This is a genomic window from Pseudosulfitobacter sp. SM2401, assembly GCF_042932805.1.
Lineage (GTDB): Bacteria > Pseudomonadota > Alphaproteobacteria > Rhodobacterales > Rhodobacteraceae > Ascidiaceihabitans.
In genome coordinates, this window is the sequence record NZ_CP170633.1 from 1842212 (window position 1) to 1868473 (window position 26262).

The window sequence follows — 26262 nt, forward strand, 5'->3', positions numbered from 1 at the left end:
CTTTTGACCACTCAATCGGAACAAACATCCTTATCAGCGCCAGCCTATGGCGTATTTGCGGGAATATTTCCTATATTGAGGGTCAAGTCAAACGACATCGAGGCGACACCCATGGACCATTTTCCGATCTTTGTTGCGACATCCGGCCGACGCATTGTGCTGTCTGGTGGTGGCGACGCGGCCTTGGCCAAATTGCGCTTGTTGCTCAAGACCAAGGCGAACATCTCGGTCTTCACCCCAAAACCTGCGTCCGAGATTGTGCAATGGGCCGCTACCGGAAAACTGACTTTGATCAAACGCGCGATGGAACCCGGTGATGCCATGTGCGCCGTGCTGTTTTACGCAGCAGATGAGGATTCGGTCGAGGACGCGCGTACAAGTGCTATCGCAAATGCCGACGGCGCGTTGGTTAATGTGGTCGACAATCTTGCGGACAGCCAGTTCATCACGCCTGCCATCGTTGACCGTGATCCGGTCACCATCGCCATCGGCACCGAAGGGGCTGCACCCGTTCTTGCCCGCGCGATCAAGGCGGATCTCGAAGAACGCCTGCCCGCAACGCTTGGCACACTGGCACGCATCGGCAAAACATTTCGCAAGATGTCGTATTCTCTACCATTCGGGCGCGCACGCCGCGATTTCTGGCGCGACTACTACTTTAACGCCGGTCCAAAGGCGATTGCCGATGGGGTCGATGCCGTGCGCCCTGCCTTGGACGACTTACTGAACGCGCACCTTGCCCGTGACGCCCGCGAAGGTCACATCGCCTTTGTCGGTGCTGGCCCCGGTGATCCCGAATTGCTGACACTCAAGGCCCGCCGCGCGCTGGATGAGGCAGACGTGGTGATCTACGACCGCCTGATCTCCAAAGAAATCCTCGAACTCGCCCGTCGCGAAGCCATCATGCTGGACGTGGGTAAAGAAGGCTTTGGCCCCTCGACATCCCAAGACACAATCAACGATTTACTCGTTGAACACGGCGCAAGCGGCGCACAAGTGGTGCGTTTGAAATCCGGCGATGCGACTGTCTTTGGACGTCTCGACGAAGAACTGGACGCCGTAACCGCGGCAGGGATCGGCTGGCACATTGTGCCCGGTATCACCGCGGCTTCTGCTGCCGTTGCCTCGATCGGGCAAAGCCTGACAAAACGCGGGCGCAACGCCTCGGTCCGCTTTCTGACCGGTCACGACATGCAAGGGTTTGCGGATCACGATTGGGCCGCACTTGCCGCCCCGAACGAAGTCGCCGCAATCTACATGGGCAAGAAATCTGCCCGTTTTGTCCAAGGTCGCCTGATCATGCACGGCGCGGATCAAAACACACCAATCACGGTCATCGAAAACGCCTCACGCCCCAATCAACGCGTATTGTCCACGACGTTGGCGCATCTGCCGACCGATCTGGCCGATGCCAACATGACTGGCCCTGCCCTCACATTCTACGGCCTTGCACCGCGCGACGCATCCGAGGCCGCCGCAACACTCATCACCCGGGAATTTGCATAATGCCAAAGCCGTTCACACCCAAAGTTGTCACCGCAAACGATCTGCTGATCGGCGACGTCATCTATCAAACAATCAGCGGTTGGTCGCGTAATTTGAACGATGCCGAAGTTCTAACTGATGAAGCACACGCCGATCTGCGTAAAATTGAGGCAACCCAACAGATCAACGAAGTCGTTGGGGTTTATTTCATGGACATCGACGCCTCATCCGCCGACGCTTTACAAACGAAACACTTTCGCGAAGCATTCCGCGCCAAGGGCCCCTCCAACTACGCCCACGGCAAGCAAACTGCCCAAACAGAGGTTTCCTAAGATGTATCAATATTCAGAATTCGACACCGACTTCATCGCCTCGCGCAACGCCCAGTTCCGTGCGCAGGTTGAACGCCGTATCGACGGCTCTCTGACCGAGGATGAATTCAAACCCCTGCGTTTGATGAACGGCCTGTATCTGCAATTGCACGCCTACATGCTGCGCGTTGCCATTCCGTATGGCACGCTGAACAGTGCCCAAATGCATGTTTTGGCTGACATTTCCGAAAAGTTCGACAAAGGTTACGGTCACTTTACCACCCGTCAAAACATCCAGTACAACTGGCCTGAGCTGCGCGATGTCCCTGACATGTTGGACGCGTTGGGCGCGGTTGGCATGCACGCCATCCAGACCTCTGGCAACACAATCCGCAACGTAACAGCGGACCATTTTGCAGGTGCTGCGGCCGATGAAATCGCCGATCCGCGCCCGGTGGCCGAGCTGATCCGCCAGTGGTCAACAGATCACCCGGAATTCCAGTTCATGCCGCGTAAATTCAAAATTGCTATCACCGGATCACCAAATGACCGCGCCGTCACGCGCGCCCATGACATTGGGTTGCGCATGGTTGAAAAAGACGGTCTTGCCGGTTTTGAGGTCCTTGTGGGCGGTGGTCTTGGCCGCACGCCGATGATCGGAAAGGTCATCACTGACTTCTTGCCGCAAGAAGACTTGTTGCCTTATCTCGAGGCCATCGTGTCCGTCTGGAACCAGATCGGTCGCCGCGACAACAAGTATAAAGCGCGCATCAAAATCACTGTGCACGAGCATGGCATTGACGAAATTCGCCGCCTTGTGGACGACCGCTTTGCGGTCCTGAAATCGACGTTTACGGGAATCGATCAACAGCTGCTTGCGCATTTTGTTGACCAGTTTGCCGCGCCGGAATTCGTGACAAAGTCCGAAGCGACGTTCAAAGACGCCTATCACCGCGATCCGATTTTCCGGTCTTGGGCCGACACCAACATCACGCCGCACAAGGCCGATGGGTACGCGATTGTGTCGATCAGTCTCAAGAAACACGGGGCCACGCCGGGGGATGCATCTGCGATCCAGATGCGCTTGATGGCAGAGCTGGCCAAACGCTTTGGCCATGACGAATTGCGCATCAGCCACGAGCAAAACGTGATTCTGCCGCATGTCCACAAATCCGATCTGCCGTCGATCCATGCCGCGCTCAAGGCGCAGGATCTGGCGACTGCAAACATCGGCCTGATCAGCGATATTATCGCCTGCCCCGGTATGGATTATTGCGCGCTTGCAACCGCCCGTTCGATCCCGATTGCGCAAGAAATCGCCACACGATTTGACGAACTCAAATTAGAACACGAGATTGGGAATTTGAAAATCAAGATTTCGGGGTGCATCAACGCATGTGGACATCACCACGTTGGGCACATCGGAATTTTGGGTCTCGATCGTGCGGGTGTTGAAAACTACCAAATCACGTTGGGTGGTGATCACACTGAAACCGCCGCCGTTGGCGAGCGTGCAGGACCTGGATTTTCAGCAGACGAGATTATCCCGGCGGTGGAACGTATCGTAACCACCTACCTTGACTTGCGAAATGAGGGCGAAGAATTTCTTGCAACTTACCGCCGTCTTGGTCTCGCCCCGTTCAAGGCTGCGCTTTATCCAGAGGCACAGGCTAATGCTGCATAGACCATCACACCCTTTCAGAGCGTCGGACACTTCACTTGTCGGTTCGCCCTCGGGCCGCCTTCGAGGGCGCATTGCCCGTCTGAACGCGCAATATGCCCATTCGGGCGCAACCGAAGTGTTCACGGCCGCCATGAGTTCTTTCAAAAATCTGGCCATGGTGTCCAGTTTTGGCGCGGATTCGGTCGTTCTGTTGCATTTGGCCGCGCAAATAGACAAGGATATCCCTGTTCTTTTTATCGACACAGAGCTGCTGTTTGACGAAACCCTGCGCTATCAGGTTCGGGTGTCACGGATGCTGGGCTTTACCAATGTGCGCGTGCTGCGCGCATCGGATTTGCACAAAAACGACCCTGGCAACCAGCTGCACAAAACCGATCCGGACGCCTGCTGTCACTTGCGCAAAACCGTGCCTTTGAATGCCGCGCTGGGTGAATTTGACGGTTGGATCAGTGGCCGCAAACGCCATCAATCGGGCACCCGTGCGCGGTTGAACATGTTCGAAGTCGAAGACAGCACGCAGCGGATCAAGGTCAATCCCCTTGCGTTGTGGAACAGCGACGACATGCGCCGCTACATGAACGCCACCCAATTGCCGCGCCATCCGCTGGTGGCAAAAGGCTATCCATCCATCGGCTGTGAACCCTGCACAACGCCTGTAGCCGAGGGTGAAGATCCGCGCGCAGGGCGCTGGCGTGAAACGGAAAAAGAAGAATGTGGCATCCATTTTGTCGATGGCAAAATGGTCCGCTCAGGAGAACCGACATGAGCATTATCGTCAATGACACAGGATTTACCCCCGACACATGGGAGCAAGGTTACGCTGCATTTGGCGACGCTGCCAACGACGTGCAGGCCTTGGACATTCCGTCTGACACGGACCCTGCCGACATCGCTTTGACGCCCTGTTTGCAGATGATCCGCGTGGATTTCCCAAGTTTTGCTGACGGGCGCGGCTTTACCATTGCGCGCATGTTGCGCCTTGCGGGCTACACTGGTCGGTTGCGTGCGCGGGGTCATATCATCTCTGATCAATACGCCATGGCGCGGCGCGCGGGCTTTGACGAGGTTGAAATCACCCAAGACATGGCCGCCCGCCAACCCCAGGCCCAATGGCAATTCCGTGCCAATTGGAAGGCCAATGATTACCAAGCCCGTGTGCGTGGTTAGGTTGCGCGGCTGAACGCCACATCGCTATTTTTCGAAAACCACTGTTCAACAACGTTTGAACAGTCTAAAACTGTTAGTGTACAAACAATGACTGAAGCTTTGCCCGTGAACGATACATCTGCCGTAAAAGTCCCGACCCTACCCGATGCGCAAACCGTAACTGCGGTGAAACATTGGACGGATCACCTGTTTTCATTCCGCGTGACGCGCCCTGCGTCGTTGCGTTTCCGCTCTGGCGAATTCGTGATGATCGGATTGATGGGCGACCCACACCCTGAAACGGGCAAGCAAAAACCACTGCTGCGCGCCTATTCCATCGCCTCGCCCGCGTGGGATGAAGAGCTGGAGTTTTACTCGATCAAGGTCCAGGACGGCCCGCTGACGTCGAAATTGCAGCACATCAAGGTCGGTGACGAGCTGATCTTGCGCCCCAAACCCGTTGGCACATTGGTGCATGACGCGTTGTTGCCCGGCAAACGGATCTGGTTTTTCTCGACCGGCACGGGCTTTGCCCCCTTTGCGTCCTTGTTGCGCGAACCGCAAACCTACGAGGACTACGACGAGGTCATCATCACCCACACCTGCCGCGATGTGGCCGAGCTGGAATACAGCCGTCAGCTGATCGAAAACCTGAAATCAGACGAGCTGATGCAGGAATTGATCGGCCCCGAGAACCTCGCAAAAATCCGCTATTATCCAACGACAACGCGCGAAGACAGCCCAAAAATGGGCCGCATCACCACGTTGTTGCAGGACGGAACCGTGTTCAAAGACCTCGGGATTGACGGCATGTCAGCGGACACAGACCGCGCGATGGTCTGCGGATCGATGGGTTTGAACACCGACATCAAAGTGATCCTCGAAGGCTTTGGCCTAGAGGAAGGCGCGAACTCTGATCCCAAGCACTACGTGGTCGAAAAAGCCTTCGTCGGCTGATTTTAGGCCGGGTCCAAGGGCACGCCTTGAACCGTGATGCGGTGCATCAGGCGGGCGTGTCCTGAATAATCTGCGGTCGCGTAATGCTGCACCAGTCGGTTGTCCCAAATTGCCACCATGCCCGGTTCCCAAACCACCCTTGCCGTGAAAATCGGCTGGGTGACAAAGGCGTAGAGATAGGCGAGCAGCGGCGCGCTTTCCTCAACGCTCCAGCCTTCAAAGTGCGTGGTGAAATCACCGTTGACGTAGACGCACGGCGCGCCTGTGACGGGGTGCTTGATGATTGCTGGATGCAACACGGGATCGCGAAACGCGTCTTGCGCGCTGTCGATCCCGACCTTGCTGTCCGCAAAACTGCCGTCCGAATGCCACGCCTGCACACCGTTCAGCATCTTGCGCAGACCGGGTGACAATGCCGCACAAGCCGCTGACATTGAAGCAAAATGTGTGTCCCCGCCAAAGGGTGGCAGGGTTTGCGTGCTCAGGATCGAACACATCGCAGGTGCTGCGTCATAGGAATGATCGGTGTGCCACGTGCCGCCAATTACCGCCGCCTGCTCGGGCGTTGTACGGACCTCGGCGATCATCGGGTGGGTGGCGACAGGCGTGAAGAAACGGTTCACATCGATGGGCCCGAAAAATTCCGCCAGCGTGATGTGTGCCTCAGGGCTCAGGTGCTGGTCCGGCATAACGATGACGCCGTGTTCGAACAGGGCCGCACGCATCTGTTCCAACGCGCTTTGGGTGGCCGTTTCGAGGCGCACGCCGGTTAAGCGCGCACCGCAATGCCCCGCCATTTTGTCGATGGTCCAATTGGTCATATTCCCCCCCTGCCTACAGGCCCGAAGTTTGGCAAAGAATATCCACCGCGCAAGCAAAAACCGCGCCCCCGTTCTGGGGACGCGGCTTAAATCCTAGCTGGTTGGCGTGGCTTACAGGCCGACGGCCGCTTTGATTTTGTCCAGAACGCCTTGCAGCACTTCAGGATTGTCTTTGGCTTTGTCCAACGCTGTTTTCAGAGCTGTCTTTTGGAACGCGCCCAATTCAGAACCGTCGATCATCTCGGAGACTTTTTCCAAGTTGAAGCCGTCAACTGTCAGCAATTCAGCCATGTCGCCTGTGCCTTCGGTTGCTGCGGCGGTCGCAGTTTCCGCTGTCGCGTCGGCCGCTGCGGTTGCAGTGTCGGTGGCCGCGTCAGTTGTGGCTTCTGCTGCTGCCGTTGCGGTGTCTGTCGCCGCTTCGGTTGTCGCGTCTGCTGCTGCGGTTGCCGTGTCTGTCGCCGCTGTTGTCGTGTCCGTTACAGCGTCGGCGGCTGCCGTTGCGGTGTCAGTTGCGGTTTCAGTCACAGCTTCGGCAGCACTTGTTGCAGTATCAGCTGCTGCGGTTGCAGTGTCTGTCACCGCATCAGTTGCTGCTGTTGCTGTGTCCGTTGCAACGTCGGCAGCCGCGGTGGCTGTGTCGGTTGCCGTTTCGACAGCTGCTGCGGCTGTGTCTGTCGCTGCATCTGCTGTGGCAGAGGCCGCTTCGGTCGCTGTATCAACGGCGGCTGTTGCAGTGTCTGTCGCTGCATCTGCTGCTGCAGTTGCCGTGTCCGTCGCGGTTTCGACTGCGGCTGCTGCCGTGTCTGTGGCCGCGTCAGTTGCTGCTGCCGCTGTGTCGGCAACCGCGTCTGCTGCTGCAGTTGCTGTGTCTGTGGCTGCATCAACCGCTTCGCCTGCGGTTTCAGCAACAGCATCGGCTGCGTCAGCGGCGGTGTCTGCTACTGCTTCGACCGCGTCAGAAGCTGCGTCAACCGCACCCTCAACAGTGCCTTCGGCTGTTTCAACTGCGGCGCCTACGGCGTCAGATGCGCTTTCCAGAATTTCTGGTGCTTTGACAGCTTCGGCCGCATCATTCATGACTTCTTTTGGGCTTTGGCCCGAATACAACATGTAACCGCCACCTGCGACTACGGCTGCAACTACAATCCACAACAGATTTTTCATCAATTTGTCCCCTCAGACTGGATCAAAGGCAATCAAACGCCTCTGTTTCTTCTCCTGTGTCAGATGCGCCGCGCAATCGGAAGGTGCAAGGGGGAAAATCACGCAAATCAGCGCATCCTAGCTGATTTTGCCGCTTGCGCAGTGTGTTAGGTCAGTTTAACTTGCCTTCTCGATATATGCCAATAACCAAAGGACGAAAGCCATCGCTCGCAGACCTCATAACGCGCCGCCACAACGTGATACCGGCCCGCGCATCAACGATAAAATCCGCAACGCCGAGATCCGCCTGATTGGCGCAGATGGCGAAAATGTCGGTGTCGTAACGCCAACCCGTGCTATGGAAATGGCAGAAGAAGCCGGACTTGATCTGGTTGAAATCTCGCCCAACGCCAACCCGCCCGTATGCAAAATCATGGACTTTGGCAAGTACAAGTACGAGACGCAAAAGCGCGAATCCGAGGCCCGCAAGAAACAGAAGATCATTGAGATCAAGGAAGTAAAATTCCGTCCGAACACGGACACCAATGATTACGAAGTCAAGATGCGCAACGTCTACAAGTTCCTGGAAAACGGCGACAAGGTAAAGATCACCTTGCGGTTTCGTGGCCGCGAAATGGCGCACCAGAACTTGGGTCGCGAACTGCTAGAGCGGGTTGCCGAGGACACCAAAGAGGCCGGCAAAGTGGAGAACTTTCCAAAGATGGAAGGCCGCCAGATGGTCATGCTGATTGGGCCGTTGCCAAAATAAGTAAGCGCCGAAATCATCACATAATTTGATACAAAAAAGGCCCCGCGATTTTCGCAGGGCCTTTTTTCGTTTGTGTTGATGACCTTAGCCCGCAGCGTTTACCGCCCGTTTGGTCATCACAGCACACAAATGCGCGCGGTAGTCGCCCGATCCGTGCAGATCACCGATCATGCCGTCACCGGGCAGGCTCAGACCGTCAAGTGCGGAGGCTGCGAAGTTTGCAGACAAGGCCGCTTCGGCGTCGGTCCAGCGGAATACGCCGCCCTCGGATGCACCCGTGATCGCCACGCGCACGCCGTCGGCGTATTTTGCGACAAACACACCCACAAGCGCAAAGCGCGACGCAGGTTGCACGAATTTCTGGTAATTCGCGGCTTGTGGCACAGGGAAACGCACCTCGGTGATGATCTCGCCTTCGTTCAAGGCCGTGTCGAACATGCCTTGGAAATAGTCGTCTGCCACGATTTCGCGCGTGTTGGTTTTGATGACCGCGCCCGAGGCCAAGGCCGCAGCCGGATAGCACGCAGACGGGTCGTTGTTCGCCAATGATCCGCCGATTGTGCCGCGATTGCGCACCGCAGGATCACCGATATGGCTGGCGAGGTCCGCCAGTGCCGGATAGACACCCGCGCCCGCAGCCACTGCGCCGTGGGTTGTCGCACCGCCGATGCACAGCGATCCGTCATCGCCGGTGCAGATGCCCTGCATTTCGGAAATACCCGTCAGGCTGACCAATGTCGCAGGGCTCGCGAGACGTTGTTTCATCGTCGGGATCAGCGTTTGACCGCCGCCCAACGCTTGGGCCTCTTCGCCGCCCAATGCCGCAACCGCATCCGCGATCGTGTCCGGCTTTTCAAATTCAAAGTTGTACATTTTGTTGTCCTTTCGTCAGCACATCAAAAACGGTTCCGTTTTCTAGAGTGCCAAATAATCCTTGGAGGCCCGAGAGTTACCCCTCGGACGCACCGTTACTCAGGCGTTGTTGATCGCATTCCAGACGCGGTCCGGCGAAAGCGGCATGTCGATGTGTGCCACCTTTTTGCCGCCCGAATTCAACGCATCAATCACCGCATTCACCACCGACGGAGGTGAGCCAATCGCGCCCGCCTCGCCGCAACCTTTGACGCCCAACGGGTTGTGCGTGCAGGGTGTTTGGCAGGAATGATCGACCGCATAGAACGGCAAATCATCCGCGCGCGGCATGGCGTAATCCATGTAAGACCCCGTCAACAATTGGCCGTTGTCGTCGTACGAACAGCCCTCGAGCAGGGCTTGGCCCACGCCTTGGGCGATGCCGCCGTGCACTTGGCCAGACACGATCATCGGGTTGATGACGTTGCCAAAATCATCTGCCGCCGAGAACCGTTCGATCGTGACTTTGCCAGTGTCTGGATCAACCTCGACCTCGCAGGCATAGGCCCCTGCGGGGTAGGTAAAGTTGGACGGATCGTAGAACGCGGTTTCTTCTAACCCCGGTTCGATTTCTTCCAGCGGGTAGTTGTGCGGCACGTAGGCGGCCAATGTCACGTCACCCCAAGCGACGGATTTATCCGTGCCAGCAACGCTGAAAACGCCGTCCTTCAGTTCCACATCCATGTCGGATGCTTCCATCAAATGCGCCGCGATTTTCTTGGATTTTGCGATGATTTTTTCCGTCGCGCGCACCATGGCAGAGCCACACACCGCGAGGCTGCGTGATCCGTAAGTGCCCATTCCGAAAGGGATTTTGGACGTGTCGCCGTGCACGATGTCGATCTGATCCTCTGGGATACCGATCATTTCAGCGACAACTTGCGGAAAGGACGTCTCGTGCCCTTGCCCGTGGCTGTGTGCGCCAACCATCACCGAAATCGAGCCTGTCGCGTTCACACGCACAGTGGCCGCGTCGTACAGACCAGCGCGCGCACCAAGCTGCCCGACCAGGTTCGACGGCGCGATGCCGCAAGCCTCGATGTAGTTGTTGATGCCAAGGCCACGCCATTTGCCTTTGGCCTCGGATGCTTTGCGGCGGGCGTCAAAGCCTGCGAAATCACCGATTTCGATCAGCTTGTCCATTGTCGCATGGTAGTCACCGGTGTCGTATTCCACGGCCACAGGTGTCGCGTAAGGGAATTCAGTGACGTAGTTTTGACGACGCAAATCAATCGGATCAACACCCAATTCGCGCGCGGCCATGTCGATGACACGCTCGATCTGGTAGGTCGCCTCGGGGCGCCCAGCGCCGCGGTAGGCATCAACCGGAACCGTGTTGGTGAACACCGCTTTGACGTTCACGTAGATCAGCGGCGTTTTGTAGTTGCCGGCCATCAGCGTGCCATGCAGCCACGTGGGAACCGACGATGCGAAGGTCGACAAATACGCGCCCATGTTGGCGTGTGTGTCTGTGCGCAGAGCGACAAAATTGTTGTCCTTGTCCAGCGCCAATTGGATCGTGGTGACGTGGTCACGGCCATGGGCGTCTGACATGAAAGCCTCTGAACGCGACGAGGTCCATTTGACCGGACGATTGCAGGCTTTGGCGGCGAATGTGCAGAACGCTTCTTCTTGGTAGTGAAAGATTTTGGTGCCAAAACCGCCGCCCACATCGGGAGCAACCACACGCAGTTTATGTTCAGGAATGCCCAGAACAAACGCGCCCATCAGCAGGCGAATAACGTGCGGGTTTTGCGAAGTTGTGTACAGCGTGTGCTGATCGTCCGCGCGGGAATAATCGCCCAGCGCCACGCGTGGCTCCATCGGGTTGGCAACCAGACGGTTGTTCACCAGATCAAGGGTCGTGACGTGATGCGCAGTTTCAAACGCAGCGTCTGTGGCGGCTTTGTTTTCTTCAACAAACCCCCAATCGTAGCATAGGTTCGATGTCAGATCGTCGTGGACCTTGGTGGCCCCGTCTTTGAGCGCGTCCTTCATGTTTACGACGGCCGGTAGCTCGGAAATATCCACAACGATGGCTTCGGCGGCGTCGCGGGCCTCTGCTAGGCTTTCGGCGACAACGGCTGCGATCGGTTCGCCGACGTGGCGGACTTTGCCTTCGGCCAGAACCGGATGGCGGGGTTCTTGCATCGGCGCGCCGTGCTTGTCGGTGACTTCCCAACCGCACGGAATTGACCCAACGGCTTCGAAATCAGCGCCGGTAAAGATCTGCACAACGCCGGGCATGGATGCCGCAGCAGAGGTGTCGAGGGAATTGATTGTTCCGTGTGCAATGTCCGAGCGCAGGAAGAACACGTGGGCCTGGCCGCGCATGTTCATGTCGTCTGTGTAATTGCCGGCTCCGGTTAGAAACCGAATGTCTTCGCGCCGCTTGCTGCTGGCGCCGATACCGCTTTTGATGTCACCGTCTTTTGGCATGGTTTTGCTCCCTATGTCGGGTGGATCAAGATCCACCTTACAGTTTGGTCTGGCTCAAGGCGGCCGAAACGCCGCCTTTCCATGATGTCGGATGTTGCTGCGGCGGACCAAGGTCCACCTTACCCTCCCCAGGGTTTGAACGTGGCTGGATTATTCTGCGGCGAGCGCAGTTACGTCCTGACCAGAGGCGGCCAAAATAGCCTTGATGATGTTGTGATAGCCTGTGCAACGGCAAATATTGCCCTCGAGGTGCTCACGAATTTCTTGCTCTGATGGCTTGGGGTTGTCTTTCAACAACGCCGCAGTTGTCATCACCATTCCCGGTGTGCAGAACCCGCATTGCAGGCCGTGGTGATCTTGAAACGCCTGCTGGATCGTGTTTAGCGTGCCATCCGGCGCGGCTTGTCCTTCGATGGTTGAAACCTCAGCGCCTTCCGCCTCGGCTGCCAGCATCGTGCAGGATTTCACCGCAACGCCGTCTACGTGCACAACGCACGCGCCGCATTGGCTGGTGTCGCACCCAACGTGCGTCCCCGTCAGAAATAGGCTGTCGCGCAGAAAGGATGACAACAGCGTGCGCCCTTCGACCTCTCCGGACGCGGCTTTGCCATTCACGGTCATTTTGACCTGAGCCATAGTTCTCTCCCTTGTTATTTTTAGACTTCTTGATCAGAGTTAAGCATGGCAATGCGCACATGAGAACCAAAAACTTCGCTGTTTAAGCGAGTTGTTACTTTATCCCGCTCTTGCGCCGCTACGTCACGGATGTGCTGCGCGGTTGCGGACGCGTCGGGATTTCCTTGAGCAGACCACCCACGCCCATGGCCGCGATGTCGCCTTGGGTCAGGGTCAAACCGCAGATCAACCGCTCTAGCACCCAGTCAGCCCCATTGAGCGCAGGCGAGCGTGCGCAGCCCGGCAATCCGATCACAGGTTTGTCGCCTAAGGTGCCGAAAAACAGCAGGTTTCCAGGATCAACAGGCATGCCGAACCCTGTAACAGTGCCCCCCGCCTCGCGCAGCGCCTGCGGCCCCACGTCTAACGGATCTGAGGTGGCCGAGGCGGTCAGCACAAAGATCACCTCGCCAACGGCGTCCCTGATCGCCTGCGCCAAAGGCTGTTCGCTATGCGCCGTCACACAGCGATCCGACAACACCAGCCCCATACGATGCAGTCGCCCCGTTAGCGCGTTGCGCCCCTTTTCTGAAGGGCTGTCAGTGCCAACTTGTGTTTCGATCAACGTCGCTGACCCAAATGTCGGGGCCTGCACGCGGATCGCATTGCGGGCCGCTGTTTGCGCCGTTTGCAAAGCGATCTCAGCCACGCCGTAGGCGATGATCTTGATCGTGGCGATCATGCTGTTGGCGTCCGTGCGATGGAACGGTGCAACGGTGGCGATGGTGATCATCGGGTCAACCGCGTTCAGCGCGTGGATCGCAGCCTCGTCAAGAACACAGACCCCTGCATGCAACGCATAGAGGTTCACGCGCCCTGCCCCGGCGGCTGAAATCCGCAGCCCCAATGCGGCCGCGTCAGGTGCGATGGCATGGGCAAGCCGCGTGGCCGCTTCGTTTTCTTCGACGTCGCCGTGTTCAAGCTGCGCCACCACAATTGTGTCATGCCCGCCCCGCGCCAAATCACGCAGGTGAGCGGCCTTTAGCACCGTACCTTTGGGCACACGGTAGTGCGCATCGCCCGTCGCGGTCATGGAATGTGCTAGAATGGTGCCTGCAGCCTCGGCAATCGGCACCGCGCCGAATTTCATGGCATTTGCCGCAGGGTCTGGATCATCGCGCCAAGTATCGACACTGCGATTTCTTGGGGGCTGCTGGCACCGATGTCTAAACCAACGGGGCCGTTGATGCGCGCAAGTGTGGCGGCCTCGAACCCGTCCGCGGCAAGCCGTTCCAGTCGCTTTGCGTGGGTCCGTTTTGACCCCAAGGCACCGATGTAAAACGCACCCGACCTTAGGCCAACGTGCAGGGCCGGATCGTCCAGTTTTGGATCATGGGTCAGCAACACCAAGGCGGTGCGCGCATCAAGACCAAAGGTCGCTAAGGCGTCGTCCGGCCAATCCTCGATCACGGTTTCACCGGGAAAACGCGCCTGCGCGCCAAAAGCCCCGCGCGGGTCGATCACAACCGGATCAAAGCCAGCGATACGGGCCATGGGCATCAACGCTTGGGCGATGTGAACGGCGCCGACAATGGCAAGGCGTAGCGGCGGATTGTGGATCGCAACAAAAGTTTGGCCATCTTCTTCAAAGCCCGAGCGGTCCTTGGCGAAGCGTTCGGTGTAGCCGTTTTCAACCAAACGACGCGCGCCTGTGGCGATGTTGACCTCGTAGGCGGACGGCGTTCGGGTTGCGCGGGCGGCCACCAGATCGGCCAGCATTTGCTCAGGCATCCCGGCACCAACGGGTTCAACGTAGATTTTGATCGTGCCGCCGCAGGCCAGACCAACCGCAAAGGCGTCACCGTCACTAATCCCGTATTCCAAAACGCGCGGTTTGCCGTCTTGCAACGCCTCGATCGCCTCGACAACCACGGCACCCTCGACGCAGCCCCCTGAAACGGAGCCTTGCATTTGCCCTTCGGCGTTCACCACCAATTGCGCGCCTACGCGTCGCGGCGCGCTGCCCCACGTCTGAATGACTGTGGCCAACGCCGCACCTTTGCCCGCGCGGTGCCAGCCCAGTGCGTGTTCCGGTATGTTTTCGAACAGATCCATGGTGTGGTGCCCCCTTGCGCCCCACCTTAAAGGTCATTCAAAGCGGCGCAATGGTCCAACTGACTTGCACAACGGCCAAAGCCCGCCTAAATCTGTCAGGCAATTCCAATGACCGGAGCACCTCAGCCCATGCCGATGCAGGCCCACGACATCGAAGCCCTGATCCGCGAGACGTTCCCGTCCGCAAAGATCACCATCACGGACCTTGCCGGCGACGGCAATCACTATGCCGCCGAAGTGATCGACGACAGTTTCAAAGGCAAAAACCGGGTGCAACAACAACGCGCGGTCTACGCCTCGCTTAAGGGCAAAATGGACGGCGCACACGGCGAACTGCACGCACTGGCCCTGACTACAAAGGCGCCGGACTGAACGGCCCGCGCCAAACGCATATTTTATTCAAGGAACACCCACATGACCGACGCTGCAACCCAGATCAAAAACACAGTCACCACCAACGATGTCGTGCTGTTTATGAAAGGCACAAAAGAGATGCCGCAATGTGGCTTTTCCAGCCGCGTGGCTGGTGTGCTAAACTATATGGGCGTTGAATTCGCTGACGTGAACGTGTTGGCAGACGACGCGCTGCGCCAAGGGATCAAGGATTATTCCGACTGGCCAACAGTGCCGCAGCTGTACGTCAAAGGCGAATTTGTTGGTGGCTGCGATATCATCACAGAAATGACGTTGTCAGGCGAGTTGGACACTCTGTTCACGGACAACAGCGTCACGTTTGATCAGGACGCTGCGGATAAAATTCGCGAAGCCAACGGCTAATCAACGGGGTTTGGGGCTTTGCCCCTCGCGCGTTCCGCGCTCACCCCAGAGTATTTGTGATCAGAACAATGGCAATGGTAAGGTGCGGGTGTCCCGCACCTTTTCGCGTTTTAGGTCGATGTTTTCTCGTCAACTTCTGCGGCCAGTGCTTCGGCACGTGCTGCGATTTCGGCCAGCGTGTCTGTGACAGCATCTGGCACCACCGGCACTTCGATACGCAGTGGTTCCGGCGCTGCCGCGTTTTTGAGGCCTTCAAGTTCAGCCTCGCGTTCGTTCAATTTACCGCGCACTTCGTTCACTTGATCCTCAAAGCTTGCGGTTTTATCCGCCAGCATCAGGCCTGCCATCAGCAGCATCCGTGCCTCTGGCATCCGGCCCACTTGGTCTGACAGCACTTGAGCTTCGTCGTCCAGCATTTTGGCAGCGGAGTGCAAATAGTGCTCTTCGCCTTCTTGGCAGGCAACTTCGAACTGGCGGCCACCAATGGTGATTGTGATTTCTGGCATCAGGCATCCTCCCCTGTTGCTGCGCTGTTAACCAAGGGGGTCAGAGCGTCGATAATTACGTTGGTTTCAGACACATCTGCGGCTCGTATGGCGCGTAGGGCTTCTAGTTCGGCCATCATCGATTTGTTGATCAAATGCGGCTCGCCCACACCTGCCTCGTTGGCGGCGCGCAGGGCTTGGTTCGATTGGCGCAGCTCAGCGTTGGCTTTGCGCAGCCTCTGCAGTTCCAAATCGAGTTCTTGGGTGCGTGACGCTGTCGTCTCGGTCGCCTCTTTCAGCGTGCCCAGCTCCTGTTCCTGGCGATCGGTCAAGACCCGCATCCGTTCGGACAGTTGGGCGTTGGCCAATTTCTCATCCTCAAGGGCGCGCGTGACCTCGGCCACATCGCCGCTTGCTGCTCCTGACAACTGCTCCAGCCCGTAGGCCACCCGGTCCATCGCCGCCGTGATCCGGCGCTGAAGCTCTTCTATGTCGTTCATGCTCAATCCTTCGTATCCGTCGCAGCGCCTTTTGGGCACCGCTGCCGCGGGCCATGCGAATCGCCGCGCTTGCGTGTATTTAACCAAGTCTACCTAGATGTATAAAAAATTGCGCCCCCTTTACGATCAACGACTTGGCGCGGGATGCTCATGTAAGGCATGATATCGCGCACGCTGCGACGCCCAGTTCGACTTGATCTTTGGGGCAGCACTGGTATGCAGCCCTAAATGACGCCCAATTTTGCCAAAGGAAGCTGCCCCGTGGATTTAACTGCCCTTCGCACCGCCCATCCTGAACACTGGTCCAAAGCCACAGCCATTCGCGCCCTGACGCTGGATGCGGTTGCGGCCGCCAATTCCGGTCACTCTGGCATGCCAATCGGTATGGCCGATGTTGCTACGGTTCTGTTTGAAAAGCACCTGAAATTTGATGCATCCGCCCCGCATTGGCCAGATCGCGACCGCTTTATTCTGTCTGCCGGTCACGGGTCGATGTTGCTGTATTCGCTGCTACATCTGACGGGCTACGAAGACATGACGTTGGAGCAGATCAAGAATTTCCGCCAGTGGGGTGCAATCACTGCGGGCCACCCTGAATACGGCCACGCGACTGGCATCGAGACAACCACCGGTCCGTTGGGACAAGGTATCGCGAACTCGGTTGGCTTTGCCATGGCCGAAGAAATCCAGCGCGCCACTTACGGCAAAAAAGCTGTCAATCACTACACCTATGTCATTGCTGGCGACGGTTGCTTGATGGAAGGCGTCAGCCAAGAAGCGATCACATTGGCAGGCCGCCACGCGCTGAGCAAACTGATCGTGATGTGGGACAATAACAACATCACCATCGACGGCACAGTTGAATTGTCGGACCGCACAGATCAGGTTTCGCGTTTCAAATCAGCCGGTTGGGCCGTCCTTGAAATCGACGGGCACGATCCTGTCGCCATCGACGCGGCGTTGACCCAAGCCAAAAAAGGCAACAAACCGACGATGATCGCCTGCAAAACCCACATCGCTTTGGGCCACGCAGCGCAAGACACATCCAAAGGCCACGGCGCTTTGACCGACCCCGATCAAATGGCCGCCGCCAAGGCCGCCTACGGCTGGACAACAGACCCGTTTGAGGTGCCTGCAGACGTAAAGTTTGCGTGGGAAGCCATCGGCGCGCGCGGCACTGAAGCCCGCAAAGCATGGGAAGCAGATTTCGAAACCCTGCCCCGTTCCAAGCGCGAAACCTTCGAGCGCGCCTATGCGTTGGACGCCCCGAAAAAGCTGTCGGCCACCGTTAAAGCGTTCAAAAAACAGATGTCCGAAAGCGCGCCGAAACTGGCGACACGAGCGTCTTCTGAAAAGGTTCTCGAAGTTCTGAACCCGATCCTGCCAGAGACCGTTGGCGGTTCTGCTGATTTGACCGGGTCTAACAACACCAAAACATCCGATCTGGGCGTGTTCGACATCGACAGCCGCGATGGCCGCTATGTTTACTGGGGCATTCGCGAACACGGCATGTCGTCCGCGATGAACGGCATGGCCCTGCACGGTGGCATCCGCCCTTACGGCGGCACGTTCATGTGTTTCACCGATTATGCGCGCCCTGCTATGCGTTTGGCAGCCCTGATGAAGATCCCGACAGTGTTCGTGATGACCCACGATTCTATCGGTCTCGGCGAAGATGGCCCAACCCACCAACCGGTTGAGCATTTGGCAATTTCACGTGCGACGCCAAACACTTATGTGTTCCGTCCTGCCGACACGATTGAAACAGCCGAGGCGTGGGAAATCGCGCTGACGACCAAAGAAACGCCGTCTGTTTTGTCCCTGACCCGCCAAGGTTTGCCGACGGTCCGCACCGAGCACAAAACCAAGAATCTGACCGCCCAAGGTGGCTATGTTCTGGCCGACGCAGAGGGTCGCCGTCAGGTGATCTTGATGGCCTCAGGGTCCGAGGTTGAAATCGCCCTTGCCGCGCGTGATCTGTTGCAGTCTGAGGGCATCGGAACCCGCGTTGTTTCAATGCCTTGCATGGAATTGTTCGCCGAACAAGAAGAGACATTTCGCAAGCGCGTTCTGCCCGGTGGTCCCGTGCGTGTCGCCGTTGAAGCGGCCGTGCGTCAAGGTTGGGATCAGTGGTTGCTGGGCGAGCGCGGCAAATCCAACAAGGCAGATTTTGTCGGCATGAGCAGCTTTGGGGCGTCTGCCCCTGCAGGCGAATTGTACGAAAACTTTGGGATTACAGCGGCGAATGTCGCGGCCAAAGCCAAAGCCCTGCTTTGACAAAGGCGAAATGCTGCGCTGTTGGTATCGCCCGACAGCGCAGCAAATATTTTAAAACTTACAACGTTTCTTTTTAGCCAATGCTACAAGAACTTCGTTGCGCTTGTTTGCCGCTTCCAAAGCTTGCTTGGCGTTCTGATAGTTCCCGATCACAGCCGGCCAAAAAATAATGGCTGCAGCGACGTTGGCACCCGAGGCTGTCTGGCCCTTTGCGGCCTGCGCTCGGATTTCTTCCAATTGCGTCAATTGAACTTTGATTTGTTCGCAACTTAACCCGTCGTCTGCCACTGTGCTTGTCTGCACCACCGCAGGAGAAACACAACCTGCCAATAAAACTGCAAGTATTGCAAACGCGCCGCTTGTTCTTTTCATATTCATTCCGCTCCAATTAAGTTCAATCGTTTGTTACAAACCAAGACATTACAAAAAAAATTTAATTTAAAAACAATGCCCTGCACCTATACTGGACCCGTATTCTACCTGACACTAATTGTGTCAAGTGAAATTAGCCTACCCCAAGTTAGTTTCTGCAAAGACTGCACGTCAGATTAATGCAATGGATTTTCTTTTTTGCAGACCCAAAGTCGACCACTATTCCAACACGAAAGGCATTAAGCATTGCGCCCAGCGAACTGCGTCACTCGCAGACGGTGCCTTTGGGCGACAAGATTTGGCAGGGTATCAAACCCTAGCGAACAAACGCTTTGCGCCACAGCGGCGTGATGATTTTTTCGCCCAGCGGGATCAGGGTCAGCCCCAAAGCGACGCCAAATACGCCATCCAATGCCGCTGTGATCACCCATTCGCCAAAGCCAATGAACGCGTCGGGCAAGGTGTGACCGACGGCGTAGGCGATCCTGTGGATTAGGTCATAAACCTGTCCAAATCCCAGCACATCAAGCCCGTGGATGATGATAGATCCGCCGACCCACAGCATCGCGGTGGTGCCGATGACGGTCAGCAGCCACATCACTTGCGGCATCGCCTTGACGACACCGCGCCCCAAGGATCGTGTCGCACCGAGACGCCCATGCGCGGCCATGGCCAGCCCCAGATCGTCCATTTTCACAATCAACGCTACAGCACCGTAGACTGCAAAGGTGATCATGACGGCGACGGCGGCGAGGGTCGCGGCTTCCATCCAGAAATTGCTTTGCGGAATGGCGGCCAGCGCGATGGTCATGATTTCGGCAGACAGGATAAAATCGGTTTTGATCGCGCCCTTGGCTTTTTCTTCTTCCAGATGTGCGGGGTCTTCAACGGTTTCTTCCGCATGCGGATAATCGGTGTGCCCGTGCCCGCCGATCCCGACCGCGTGGGCGATTTTTTCGGCGCCCTCGAAACACAGATAGGCCCCGCCGATCATCAGCAATGGCGTGATCGCCCAAGGCGCAAAAGCAGACAGCGCAAGGCCGGCAGGCAGCAGATACACCAGCTTGTTTTTCAGTGATCCTTTGGCGATGCGCCAGATGATTGGCAGTTCACGATCCGCAGAAAACCCTTGGACGTATTTGGGCGTCACGGCGGCATCATCAATCACCGCCCCTGCCGCTTTGGCCCCGGCTTTGGCCGCCTGCCCGATCACGTCGTCGACCGAGGCTGCCGCCACTTTGGCAATCGCTGCCACGTCATCAAACAATGCCAAAAGTCCGCTCATGCCTGCCCCCTTGTTTTGGTGTTATGTTCAAGGCTAGCACGCAGATCCGCCGAAACAACCAAACTGTTAGCGCCAACGTTAAAATTGCCCACAGGTTTATCGCTAACAGTTTGAAACTGCGCGGGTTTCCCTCTTTCTTGTTCATCACCACGGGTCTAAGGACACCTTAACGGGGACACGGGTTCTGTAGGAGTTCAGACATGACGATCAAAGTGGGTATCAACGGTTTTGGACGGATCGGGCGCTGCACCCTGTCGCATATTTCGCAAACAATGCGCGACGACATCGAGGTGATCAAGGTCAACGCAACCGGCCCGCTGGACACGGCCGCGCATCTGATCAAATACGATTCTGTGCATGGGCGCTATCCGCTGGATGTGACTGTTGGCGACAAAACGCTGGATCTGGGCCGTGGGCCGATGCAGATGTTTTCGACCTACAAAATGGAAGAACTCGACTGGTCCGGCTGTGACGTTGTGCTGGAATGTACCGGCAACTTTAACGACGGCCTAAAGGCGAACAAACACCTTGAGCAGGGCGCGAAAAAAGTTCTGTTGTCCGCCCCCGGCACCAACGTCGACAAGACCATCGTGTTTGGCGTGAACGACGAATTGCTGACCGCCTCTGACATCATGGTGTCGAACGGATCCTGCACCACCAACTGCCTTGCGCCTTTGGCCAAAGCGCTGGATGACGGCATCGGGATCGAGCGCGGCATCATGACCACGATCCACAGCTACACCGGTGACCAGCCAACGCTAGACCGTCGCCACGACGATCTGTACCGCGCGCGCGCAGCGGCGATGTCGATGATCCCGACCTCGACGGGTGCGGCCAAAGCCTTGGGTGACGTGTTGCCAAACCTGAAAGGTCGTTTGGACGGCTCTGCGATGCGGGTGCCAACGCCTAATGTGTCCGCCGTGTTCCTGACATTCGAGGCCAAGCGCGAAGTTACGGTTGAGGAAATCAACGCCCACATGGCCGCCACAGCCGCAGGTCCGATGGGCCGCGTTTTGGCCTACGACGAAGAGAAAAAAGTCTCGGTCGACTTTACCCACACCGAACACAGCTGCATCTTTGCGCCGGACCAAACCAAGGTTGTTGGCGGCCGCTCTGTGCGGGTTCTGGCGTGGTACGACAATGAATGGGCGTTTTCTGTGCGCATGGCGGACGTGGCCGTGGCGATGGGCCAATTGGGCTAAGCGCTGCTTTTCAAACCAAACTCTTGCGACATCGGGGCAAGGCTGGCATATCAGTCTTGCCCCTTATTATTTGTTGCAGGCGGATCAATGACCAACCCTATCGCAGTCGTTCTTGGCCTGATCCTGATCGGTATGATCATCGGTGACGTCATCGTGTTTGATGCCGCCAACCTGCTGTTTCTGGGCAAAAAGCTTGCTGATTTGATCGAATGGATCGCTTTCTGGCGATAAGCTGGGTTTTGATTGATGGTTGACAATATCGCCAAAATGCAATTGTTAGCGTTAACATTACATCAAAAAGGACCAGATCATGACACTTAACGTAGGTATTAACGGATTTGGTCGCATTGGGCGCAACGTACTGCGCGCGCTATTGGAATCCGGACGCGATGATATTCGCGTGGTGGCGATCAACGATCTGGCCCCGCTTGAAACCAACGCGCACTTGCTGGAATTTGACTCGGTCCATGGACGTCTGCGCGCACCGATCACGCTGGGCGAAAACACGCTGGACGTGGGCACCGGCCCGATCCGCGTGAGCGCAGAACGTAGCCCCGACAAACTGGCATGGGACGACGTTGATGTGGCGCTGGAATGCACCGGCATTTTCCGCAGCACCGACGCCGCCGAACTGTACCTGAAAGCGGGCGCCAGTAAGGTGCTGATGTCAGCTCCGTCCAAATCCGAAGGCGTCAAAACCATCGTGTTCGGGGTCAACGACGATATCCTCGCGGACGGGGATCGCATCGCTTCAAACGGGTCGTGCACGACGAACTGTCTGGCCCCTGTCGCCAAGGTTTTGGACGATAATTTCGGTATTTTGCGCGGCACGATGACGACAGTGCACGCCTACACCGGCGGGCAGCCAACCCATGACCGCGCCAATTCTGATTTGGCCCGCGGTCGTGCAGCAGCAATGTCGATGGTTCCAACATCCACCGGTGCGGCCAAGGCCATCGGTCTGGTGATGCCGCATTTGGCAGGCAAGCTGTATGGCACGTCGATCCGCGTTCCAACGCCGAATGTATCCTGCGTAGATCTAACAGTTGAAGTCAAAACAGCCACCACCATTGACGCGGTCAACGCAGCGTTTTCCGCCGCTGCAAACGGTCCGATGGATCGTATTCTGGCCGTCGAATCCCGCCCTCTGGTGTCGGTTGATTTCAACCACGACCCGCACAGTTCGACCGTCGCGCTGGACGGCACCCACGTTCAGGACGGCACAATGATCCGTGTGATGGCATGGTACGACAACGAATGGGGGTTCTCGAACCGGATGCTGGATACGGCTGCTAAACTGGGTAGGTGCCTGTAAAAAATGTGGGTAAGGTGGGCGTGCCGCCCACCACGCTGGTGTCGCCCACCACGCTGGTGTCGCCCACCAATGCCCTAACTAGCCAAGCCGCTTTTTCAGTTCTTCATTCACCAGTGGCGTCACGAATTTACTGACGTCACCGTCAAGGCGCGCGATCTCTTTCACCAGCTTTGACGCAATCGCCTGGTGCTTGGCTTCGGCCATCAAAAACACCGTCTCGATGCTGTTGTCCAACGCACGGTTCATACCAACCATCTGATATTCGTATTCAAAATCAGCAACCGCCCGCAGACCGCGGATGATCAGCGACGCATTCACGTCTGCGGCACATTTGATCAGAAGGTTCTCGAACGGATGCACGACGATCTCGGTGCCCGTCTGTTCAGACAGTTTGGCGCATTCCGCCTCGATCATCGCCACCCGCTCTTCAAGGTTAAAAAGCGGCCCCTTGTCGCGGTTGATCGCGACCCCGATCACCAGTCGATCTACCAGCGCACTGGCGCGACGAATGATGTCGATATGGCCCAAAGTGATGGGATCGAAGGTTCCGGGATATAGGCCGACGCGCATGGGTATGCTCCGAGTTCTAAAGACGTTAATGCAAACCACCATTTTGCGTTACGAAATGCAAGCAGGTGTTCCGCAGCGTCGTTAGTGCCCCATGATCATGCCTTGCAGCGCGTCTTTTTCCATTGAAAGTTCGCTCAGCCGCGCCTTGACCACGTCGCCCAACGTGATCAGCCCGATCATCACGCCGTCTTCGATCACCGGCATGTGGCGAAACCGTCCTTCGGTCATTTTGGCAAGGATCGCGTCAGCCCGGTCACTGCGCTGGCAGCTGACCAGCTTGGACGTCATGTAGGCGTCGACGGTTTTCTCAAGGCAGCCAGCCCCCTGCTTGCCGATTTCGCGCACGATGTCGCGTTCTGACAAAATGCCCTGCGCCTCGCTGCCGTCAGGCGAAATCACCACCGCCCCGATCCGTCGTTCCCCAAGGATTTTTGCCGCATCCGACATCGACGTGCCGGGCGTTACGGTGACAACGGCATCATCGGATTTCGATTTCAGGATTTGGTGGACTTGCATGGCTGACCTCGTGAATTGTGATGTGGTCCCCCCAGCCTCGCCGCAAAGGGTCGATCAAGTCAAGGTTGCCGCTTGTAATTTTGCAACCTCCGCGCGCACCCCTGCCCCCAGCTCAGCCGCAAATCGCGCAAGTTTTGCGTTCTGGCGGTCATCCTCGTGACGGATCAGGTAAAAGCTGCGGGTGAGGCTGATATGATCCATCAGGATGCGTTTGACTTTCGGCGCCGAGGGCAGCGCGAAATCGTGCACAATGCCAACGCCGCCGCCGTGGCGCAGCAGGTTCAGCTGGACAGAGACGGAATTGCTGGCCAGCGGCACCCGCCCAACGCCGATGTCAGCAAGGTAGTCCAGTTCGCGGTCAAAAATCATGTCGGGGATGTAGCCGACGATGCGGTGCGCCCTGAGGTCTTCGATGGTTTTGATGGGCGCATGCCGTTTCAGATAGCTTTGCGCGGCGGCCAGATGCAGGGAATAATCGGTGATTTTCTGCACAGTCAGCCGCCCTGCGGTGGGTGCGCTGACGCCAATCGCCAAATCCGCCTCGCGCCGCGACAGGTTAAACACACGCGGCAGCGCGACGATCTGGATATCTAGGTCGGGGTGGTCCTGCGCCAGGGCCGCGCAAACTTGCGGCAAGATGTAGTTCGCACAGCCATCAGGCGCACCGATGCGCATCTGCCCCTTTAGGCTTTCGCTGTGATCCGGCAGGCTAGCGGTGGCAAGGCGCATCGCAGCCTCAGCCGTTTCAGCACGCGCGAGCAGTTCTGCCCCCGCTTCGGTCAGCGCGTAGCCTTGGGGTGATTTCACGAACAGTCCCGCGCCCACGGCGTCCTCGAGCCGCGCCATGCGTCGCCCCAATGTTGCCGGGTCAAGGCGCAGCAGTTTGCCTGCCGATGACAGCCCACCCTCGCGCGCGACGGAAAGAAACAGGCGCAGATCATCCCAGTTGGTGTGCATGTGAGGCTCCCGTTCATTTTGCGAAAATGCAAAACGACTTTGGTATCTTTCCTCTGTTGCCTGCGTTTTTGCAAGGGTACTGTGTGGCAAATTCCAAAGGGAGACCTCCATGCAAGAACTCACACACTTTATCAACGGCGAACACATCAAAGGCACATCCGGCCGTTTTGCCGACGTCATGAACCCCGCCACGGGCGAAGTTCAGGCGCAATGCCCGCTCGCATCTGCTGCTGAAATGGACATTGCGGTGCAACACGCCACCGCCGCACAACCAAAATGGGCCGCAACAAACCCACAACGCCGCGCCCGCGTAATGATGAAATTCGTCGGCCTGCTGAACGACAACATGGATAAACTGGCCGAGGCCTTGTCGCGCGAGCACGGCAAAACCTTACCAGATGCGGCCGGTGACGTGCAGCGCGGGCTGGAAGTGGTCGAATATTGCATCGGCGCGCCTGAGCTGCTGAAAGGTGATTACACCGACAGCGCGGGTCCCGGCATCGACATGTATTCCATGCGCCAAGCCTTGGGTGTCACCGCTGGCATCACGCCGTTCAACTTTCCGGCAATGATCCCGATGTGGATGTTTGCGCCAGCCATCGCCTGTGGCAACGCGTTCATCCTGAAACCGTCCGAACGTGATCCGTCTGTGCCGCTTATGCTGGCCGAATTGATGCTGGAAGCGGGCCTGCCAAAAGGCATCCTGCAAGTCGTAAACGGTGACAAAGAAGCGGTCGACGCAATCCTGCACCACGACGTGATCCAGTCGGTTGGCTTTGTCGGATCGACCCCAATCGCCGAATACATTTATGCGACGGGCTGTGCGAACGGCAAACGCGTGCAGTGCTTTGGCGGCGCGAAAAACCACATGATCATCATGCCAGACGCGGACATGGACCAAGCAGCAGACGCGCTGATTGGTGCGGGCTACGGTGCGGCAGGCGAACGCTGCATGGCGATTTCGGTGGCAGTTCCGGTTGGTGACGACACGGCAGATCGTTTGATCGACAAACTGGTGCCCCGCATCGAAGCGCTAAAAGTCGGGCCATACACCTCAGGCAATGACGTCGATTACGGGCCCGTTGTGACGGCGGCGGCTAAGGCCAACATCGAACGTCTGGTGCAAACCGGTATCGATCAAGGCGCGGAACTGGTTGTGGACGGGCGCGATTTCTCGTTGCAAGGCTATGAGGATGGTTTCTTTGTCGGGCCGCATTTGTTCGACAAAGCCACCAAAGACATGGACATCTACAAGCACGAGATTTTCGGCCCCGTTCTGACCTGCGTGCGCGCGCAAAGCTACGAAGAAGCGATTGGTTTGGCGATGGACCACGAATACGGCAACGGCACCGCGATCTTTACCCGCGACGGCGACGCAGCGCGTGATTTTGCCAACCGGATCAACGTCGGCATGGTCGGTATCAACGTGCCAATCCCTGTGCCACTGGCGTATCACACGTTTGGCGGTTGGAAAAAATCGGTGTTTGGCGATTTGAACCAGCACGGACCGGACGCGTTCAAATTCTACACGCGCACCAAAACTGTGACCGCGCGCTGGCCTTCAGGCATCAAAGAAGGTGGCGAATTCTCAATTCCAGTCATGGAATAA

At 57.4% G+C, this 26262-nt stretch carries 28 protein-coding genes; 14 read left to right on the forward strand and 14 right to left on the reverse strand.

Annotated features, from left to right (window positions below):
* Window positions 1–111: 111 nt before the first annotated feature.
* From cysG to ACFIO0_RS09125, 6 genes are all read left to right on the forward strand, one after another.
* A complete protein-coding gene (gene cysG / locus ACFIO0_RS09100; protein WP_390915026.1) occupies window positions 112–1506 on the forward strand; it encodes a siroheme synthase CysG in 1395 nt (464 codons plus the stop codon).
* The gene (locus ACFIO0_RS09105) at window positions 1506–1817 is read left to right on the forward strand and encodes a DUF2849 domain-containing protein (protein WP_390915027.1); all 312 of its coding nucleotides are present in this window, start codon (window positions 1506–1508) and stop codon (window positions 1815–1817) included. Before cysG ends, ACFIO0_RS09105 begins: the two co-directional genes overlap by 1 nt.
* 1 nt (window position 1818) lies before the next feature.
* Window positions 1819–3480 carry a nitrite/sulfite reductase gene (locus ACFIO0_RS09110; protein ID WP_390915028.1) on the forward strand — a complete coding sequence of 554 codons (1662 nt, stop codon included), beginning with the start codon at window positions 1819–1821 and terminating at the stop codon, window positions 3478–3480.
* Window positions 3470–4246, forward strand: coding sequence for a phosphoadenylyl-sulfate reductase (locus tag ACFIO0_RS09115; RefSeq protein ID WP_390915029.1), 777 nt, complete (start codon window positions 3470–3472; stop codon window positions 4244–4246). The genes ACFIO0_RS09110 and ACFIO0_RS09115 overlap by 11 nt, the downstream gene beginning before the upstream one ends.
* A complete protein-coding gene (locus ACFIO0_RS09120; RefSeq protein WP_390915030.1) occupies window positions 4243–4647 on the forward strand; it encodes a DUF934 domain-containing protein in 405 nt (134 codons plus the stop codon). Before ACFIO0_RS09115 ends, ACFIO0_RS09120 begins: the two co-directional genes overlap by 4 nt.
* An 87-nt stretch (window positions 4648–4734) precedes the next feature.
* Window positions 4735–5583 (forward strand): ferredoxin--NADP reductase, encoded by an 849-nt coding sequence (locus ACFIO0_RS09125; RefSeq protein ID WP_390915031.1) that lies wholly within the window; start codon window positions 4735–4737, stop codon window positions 5581–5583.
* A 2-nt stretch (window positions 5584–5585) separates the two neighbouring features.
* Here ACFIO0_RS09125 and ACFIO0_RS09130 read toward each other — a convergent pair whose 3' ends face one another.
* Entirely contained in the window at window positions 5586–6404 is an 819-nt protein-coding gene (locus tag ACFIO0_RS09130; protein ID WP_390915032.1) for a TauD/TfdA family dioxygenase, read from the reverse strand.
* A 111-nt stretch (window positions 6405–6515) separates the two neighbouring features.
* On the reverse strand, window positions 6516–7568 hold the full coding sequence (locus ACFIO0_RS09135) for a translation initiation factor 3 (RefSeq protein ID WP_390915033.1): 1053 nt from the start codon (window positions 7566–7568) through the stop codon (window positions 6516–6518).
* Window positions 7569–7770: 202 nt separating this feature from the next.
* On the opposite strand from ACFIO0_RS09135, the gene infC reads away from it, so the two are divergent.
* On the forward strand, window positions 7771–8316 hold the full coding sequence (gene infC / locus ACFIO0_RS09140) for a translation initiation factor IF-3 (protein ID WP_390915309.1): 546 nt from the start codon (window positions 7771–7773) through the stop codon (window positions 8314–8316).
* 84 nt (window positions 8317–8400) lie between these two features.
* Here the strand turns inward: infC and ACFIO0_RS09145 are convergent, their stop codons facing one another.
* The 5 genes from ACFIO0_RS09145 to ACFIO0_RS09165 all read right to left on the reverse strand — a co-directional run bounded on the left by ACFIO0_RS09145 (window position 8401) and on the right by ACFIO0_RS09165 (window position 14397).
* Window positions 8401–9189: an FAD binding domain-containing protein gene (locus ACFIO0_RS09145; RefSeq protein WP_390915034.1), complete on the reverse strand. Its 789-nt coding sequence runs from the start codon at window positions 9187–9189 to the stop codon at window positions 8401–8403.
* Window positions 9190–9288: 99 nt separating this feature from the next.
* Window positions 9289–11667: a molybdopterin cofactor-binding domain-containing protein gene (locus tag ACFIO0_RS09150; RefSeq protein ID WP_390915035.1), complete on the reverse strand. Its 2379-nt coding sequence runs from the start codon at window positions 11665–11667 to the stop codon at window positions 9289–9291.
* A 150-nt stretch (window positions 11668–11817) separates the two neighbouring features.
* The gene (locus tag ACFIO0_RS09155) at window positions 11818–12303 is read right to left on the reverse strand and encodes a 2Fe-2S iron-sulfur cluster-binding protein (RefSeq protein ID WP_390915036.1); all 486 of its coding nucleotides are present in this window, start codon (window positions 12301–12303) and stop codon (window positions 11818–11820) included.
* 118 nt (window positions 12304–12421) lie between these two features.
* Window positions 12422–13432 (reverse strand): molybdopterin-binding protein, encoded by a 1011-nt coding sequence (locus ACFIO0_RS09160; RefSeq protein WP_390915037.1) that lies wholly within the window; start codon window positions 13430–13432, stop codon window positions 12422–12424.
* Window positions 13429–14397: an XdhC family protein gene (locus ACFIO0_RS09165; protein ID WP_390915038.1), complete on the reverse strand. Its 969-nt coding sequence runs from the start codon at window positions 14395–14397 to the stop codon at window positions 13429–13431. Before ACFIO0_RS09165 ends, ACFIO0_RS09160 begins: the two co-directional genes overlap by 4 nt.
* A gap of 129 nt (window positions 14398–14526) precedes the next feature.
* Between ACFIO0_RS09165 and ACFIO0_RS09170 the strand changes: the two genes are divergently transcribed.
* Together ACFIO0_RS09170 and grxD are read left to right on the forward strand one after the other, a co-directional pair.
* Window positions 14527–14769, forward strand: a complete 243-nt coding sequence (locus tag ACFIO0_RS09170; RefSeq protein ID WP_390915310.1) for a BolA/IbaG family iron-sulfur metabolism protein — start codon at window positions 14527–14529, stop codon at window positions 14767–14769.
* A 42-nt stretch (window positions 14770–14811) separates the two neighbouring features.
* The gene (gene grxD, locus ACFIO0_RS09175) at window positions 14812–15174 is read left to right on the forward strand and encodes a Grx4 family monothiol glutaredoxin (protein ID WP_390915039.1); all 363 of its coding nucleotides are present in this window, start codon (window positions 14812–14814) and stop codon (window positions 15172–15174) included.
* A gap of 110 nt (window positions 15175–15284) precedes the next feature.
* On the opposite strand, the gene ACFIO0_RS09180 is transcribed toward grxD, so the two are convergent.
* Both ACFIO0_RS09180 and ACFIO0_RS09185 read right to left on the reverse strand, forming a co-directional pair.
* A complete protein-coding gene (locus ACFIO0_RS09180; RefSeq protein ID WP_390915040.1) occupies window positions 15285–15680 on the reverse strand; it encodes a cell division protein ZapA in 396 nt (131 codons plus the stop codon).
* Window positions 15680–16159, reverse strand: coding sequence for a hypothetical protein (locus tag ACFIO0_RS09185; protein WP_390915041.1), 480 nt, complete (start codon window positions 16157–16159; stop codon window positions 15680–15682). Before ACFIO0_RS09185 ends, ACFIO0_RS09180 begins: the two co-directional genes overlap by 1 nt.
* A gap of 261 nt (window positions 16160–16420) precedes the next feature.
* On the opposite strand from ACFIO0_RS09185, the gene tkt reads away from it, so the two are divergent.
* Complete coding sequence (tkt, locus tag ACFIO0_RS09190) at window positions 16421–18436, forward strand: transketolase (RefSeq protein WP_390915042.1); 2016 nt, start codon at window positions 16421–16423, stop codon at window positions 18434–18436.
* 51 nt (window positions 18437–18487) lie between these two features.
* Here tkt and ACFIO0_RS09195 read toward each other — a convergent pair whose 3' ends face one another.
* Together ACFIO0_RS09195 and ACFIO0_RS09200 are read right to left on the reverse strand one after the other, a co-directional pair.
* On the reverse strand, window positions 18488–18808 hold the full coding sequence (locus ACFIO0_RS09195; RefSeq protein WP_390915043.1) for a hypothetical protein: 321 nt from the start codon (window positions 18806–18808) through the stop codon (window positions 18488–18490).
* 316 nt (window positions 18809–19124) lie between these two features.
* Window positions 19125–20093: a DUF808 family protein gene (locus ACFIO0_RS09200; protein ID WP_390915044.1), complete on the reverse strand. Its 969-nt coding sequence runs from the start codon at window positions 20091–20093 to the stop codon at window positions 19125–19127.
* Window positions 20094–20293: 200 nt separating this feature from the next.
* Here ACFIO0_RS09200 and gap (ACFIO0_RS09205) point away from each other — a divergent pair, with 200 nt between their 5' ends.
* From gap (ACFIO0_RS09205) to gap (ACFIO0_RS09215), 3 genes are all read left to right on the forward strand, one after another.
* Window positions 20294–21295, forward strand: coding sequence for a type I glyceraldehyde-3-phosphate dehydrogenase (gene gap / locus ACFIO0_RS09205; RefSeq protein WP_390915045.1), 1002 nt, complete (start codon window positions 20294–20296; stop codon window positions 21293–21295).
* A gap of 87 nt (window positions 21296–21382) precedes the next feature.
* Window positions 21383–21526: a hypothetical protein gene (locus ACFIO0_RS09210; protein WP_390915046.1), complete on the forward strand. Its 144-nt coding sequence runs from the start codon at window positions 21383–21385 to the stop codon at window positions 21524–21526.
* A gap of 79 nt (window positions 21527–21605) precedes the next feature.
* Window positions 21606–22610, forward strand: coding sequence for a type I glyceraldehyde-3-phosphate dehydrogenase (gap, locus tag ACFIO0_RS09215; RefSeq protein WP_390915047.1), 1005 nt, complete (start codon window positions 21606–21608; stop codon window positions 22608–22610).
* 78 nt (window positions 22611–22688) lie between these two features.
* Here gap (ACFIO0_RS09215) and coaD read toward each other — a convergent pair whose 3' ends face one another.
* The 3 genes from coaD to ACFIO0_RS09230 all read right to left on the reverse strand — a co-directional run bounded on the left by coaD (window position 22689) and on the right by ACFIO0_RS09230 (window position 24653).
* A complete protein-coding gene (coaD, locus tag ACFIO0_RS09220; protein WP_390915048.1) occupies window positions 22689–23180 on the reverse strand; it encodes a pantetheine-phosphate adenylyltransferase in 492 nt (163 codons plus the stop codon).
* Window positions 23181–23261: 81 nt separating this feature from the next.
* On the reverse strand, window positions 23262–23696 hold the full coding sequence (locus ACFIO0_RS09225; protein WP_390915049.1) for a CBS domain-containing protein: 435 nt from the start codon (window positions 23694–23696) through the stop codon (window positions 23262–23264).
* A 54-nt stretch (window positions 23697–23750) separates the two neighbouring features.
* Window positions 23751–24653, reverse strand: a complete 903-nt coding sequence (locus tag ACFIO0_RS09230; protein ID WP_390915050.1) for a LysR substrate-binding domain-containing protein — start codon at window positions 24651–24653, stop codon at window positions 23751–23753.
* Window positions 24654–24762: 109 nt separating this feature from the next.
* Between ACFIO0_RS09230 and ACFIO0_RS09235 the strand changes: the two genes are divergently transcribed.
* Window positions 24763–26262: a CoA-acylating methylmalonate-semialdehyde dehydrogenase gene (locus ACFIO0_RS09235; RefSeq protein ID WP_390915051.1), complete on the forward strand. Its 1500-nt coding sequence runs from the start codon at window positions 24763–24765 to the stop codon at window positions 26260–26262.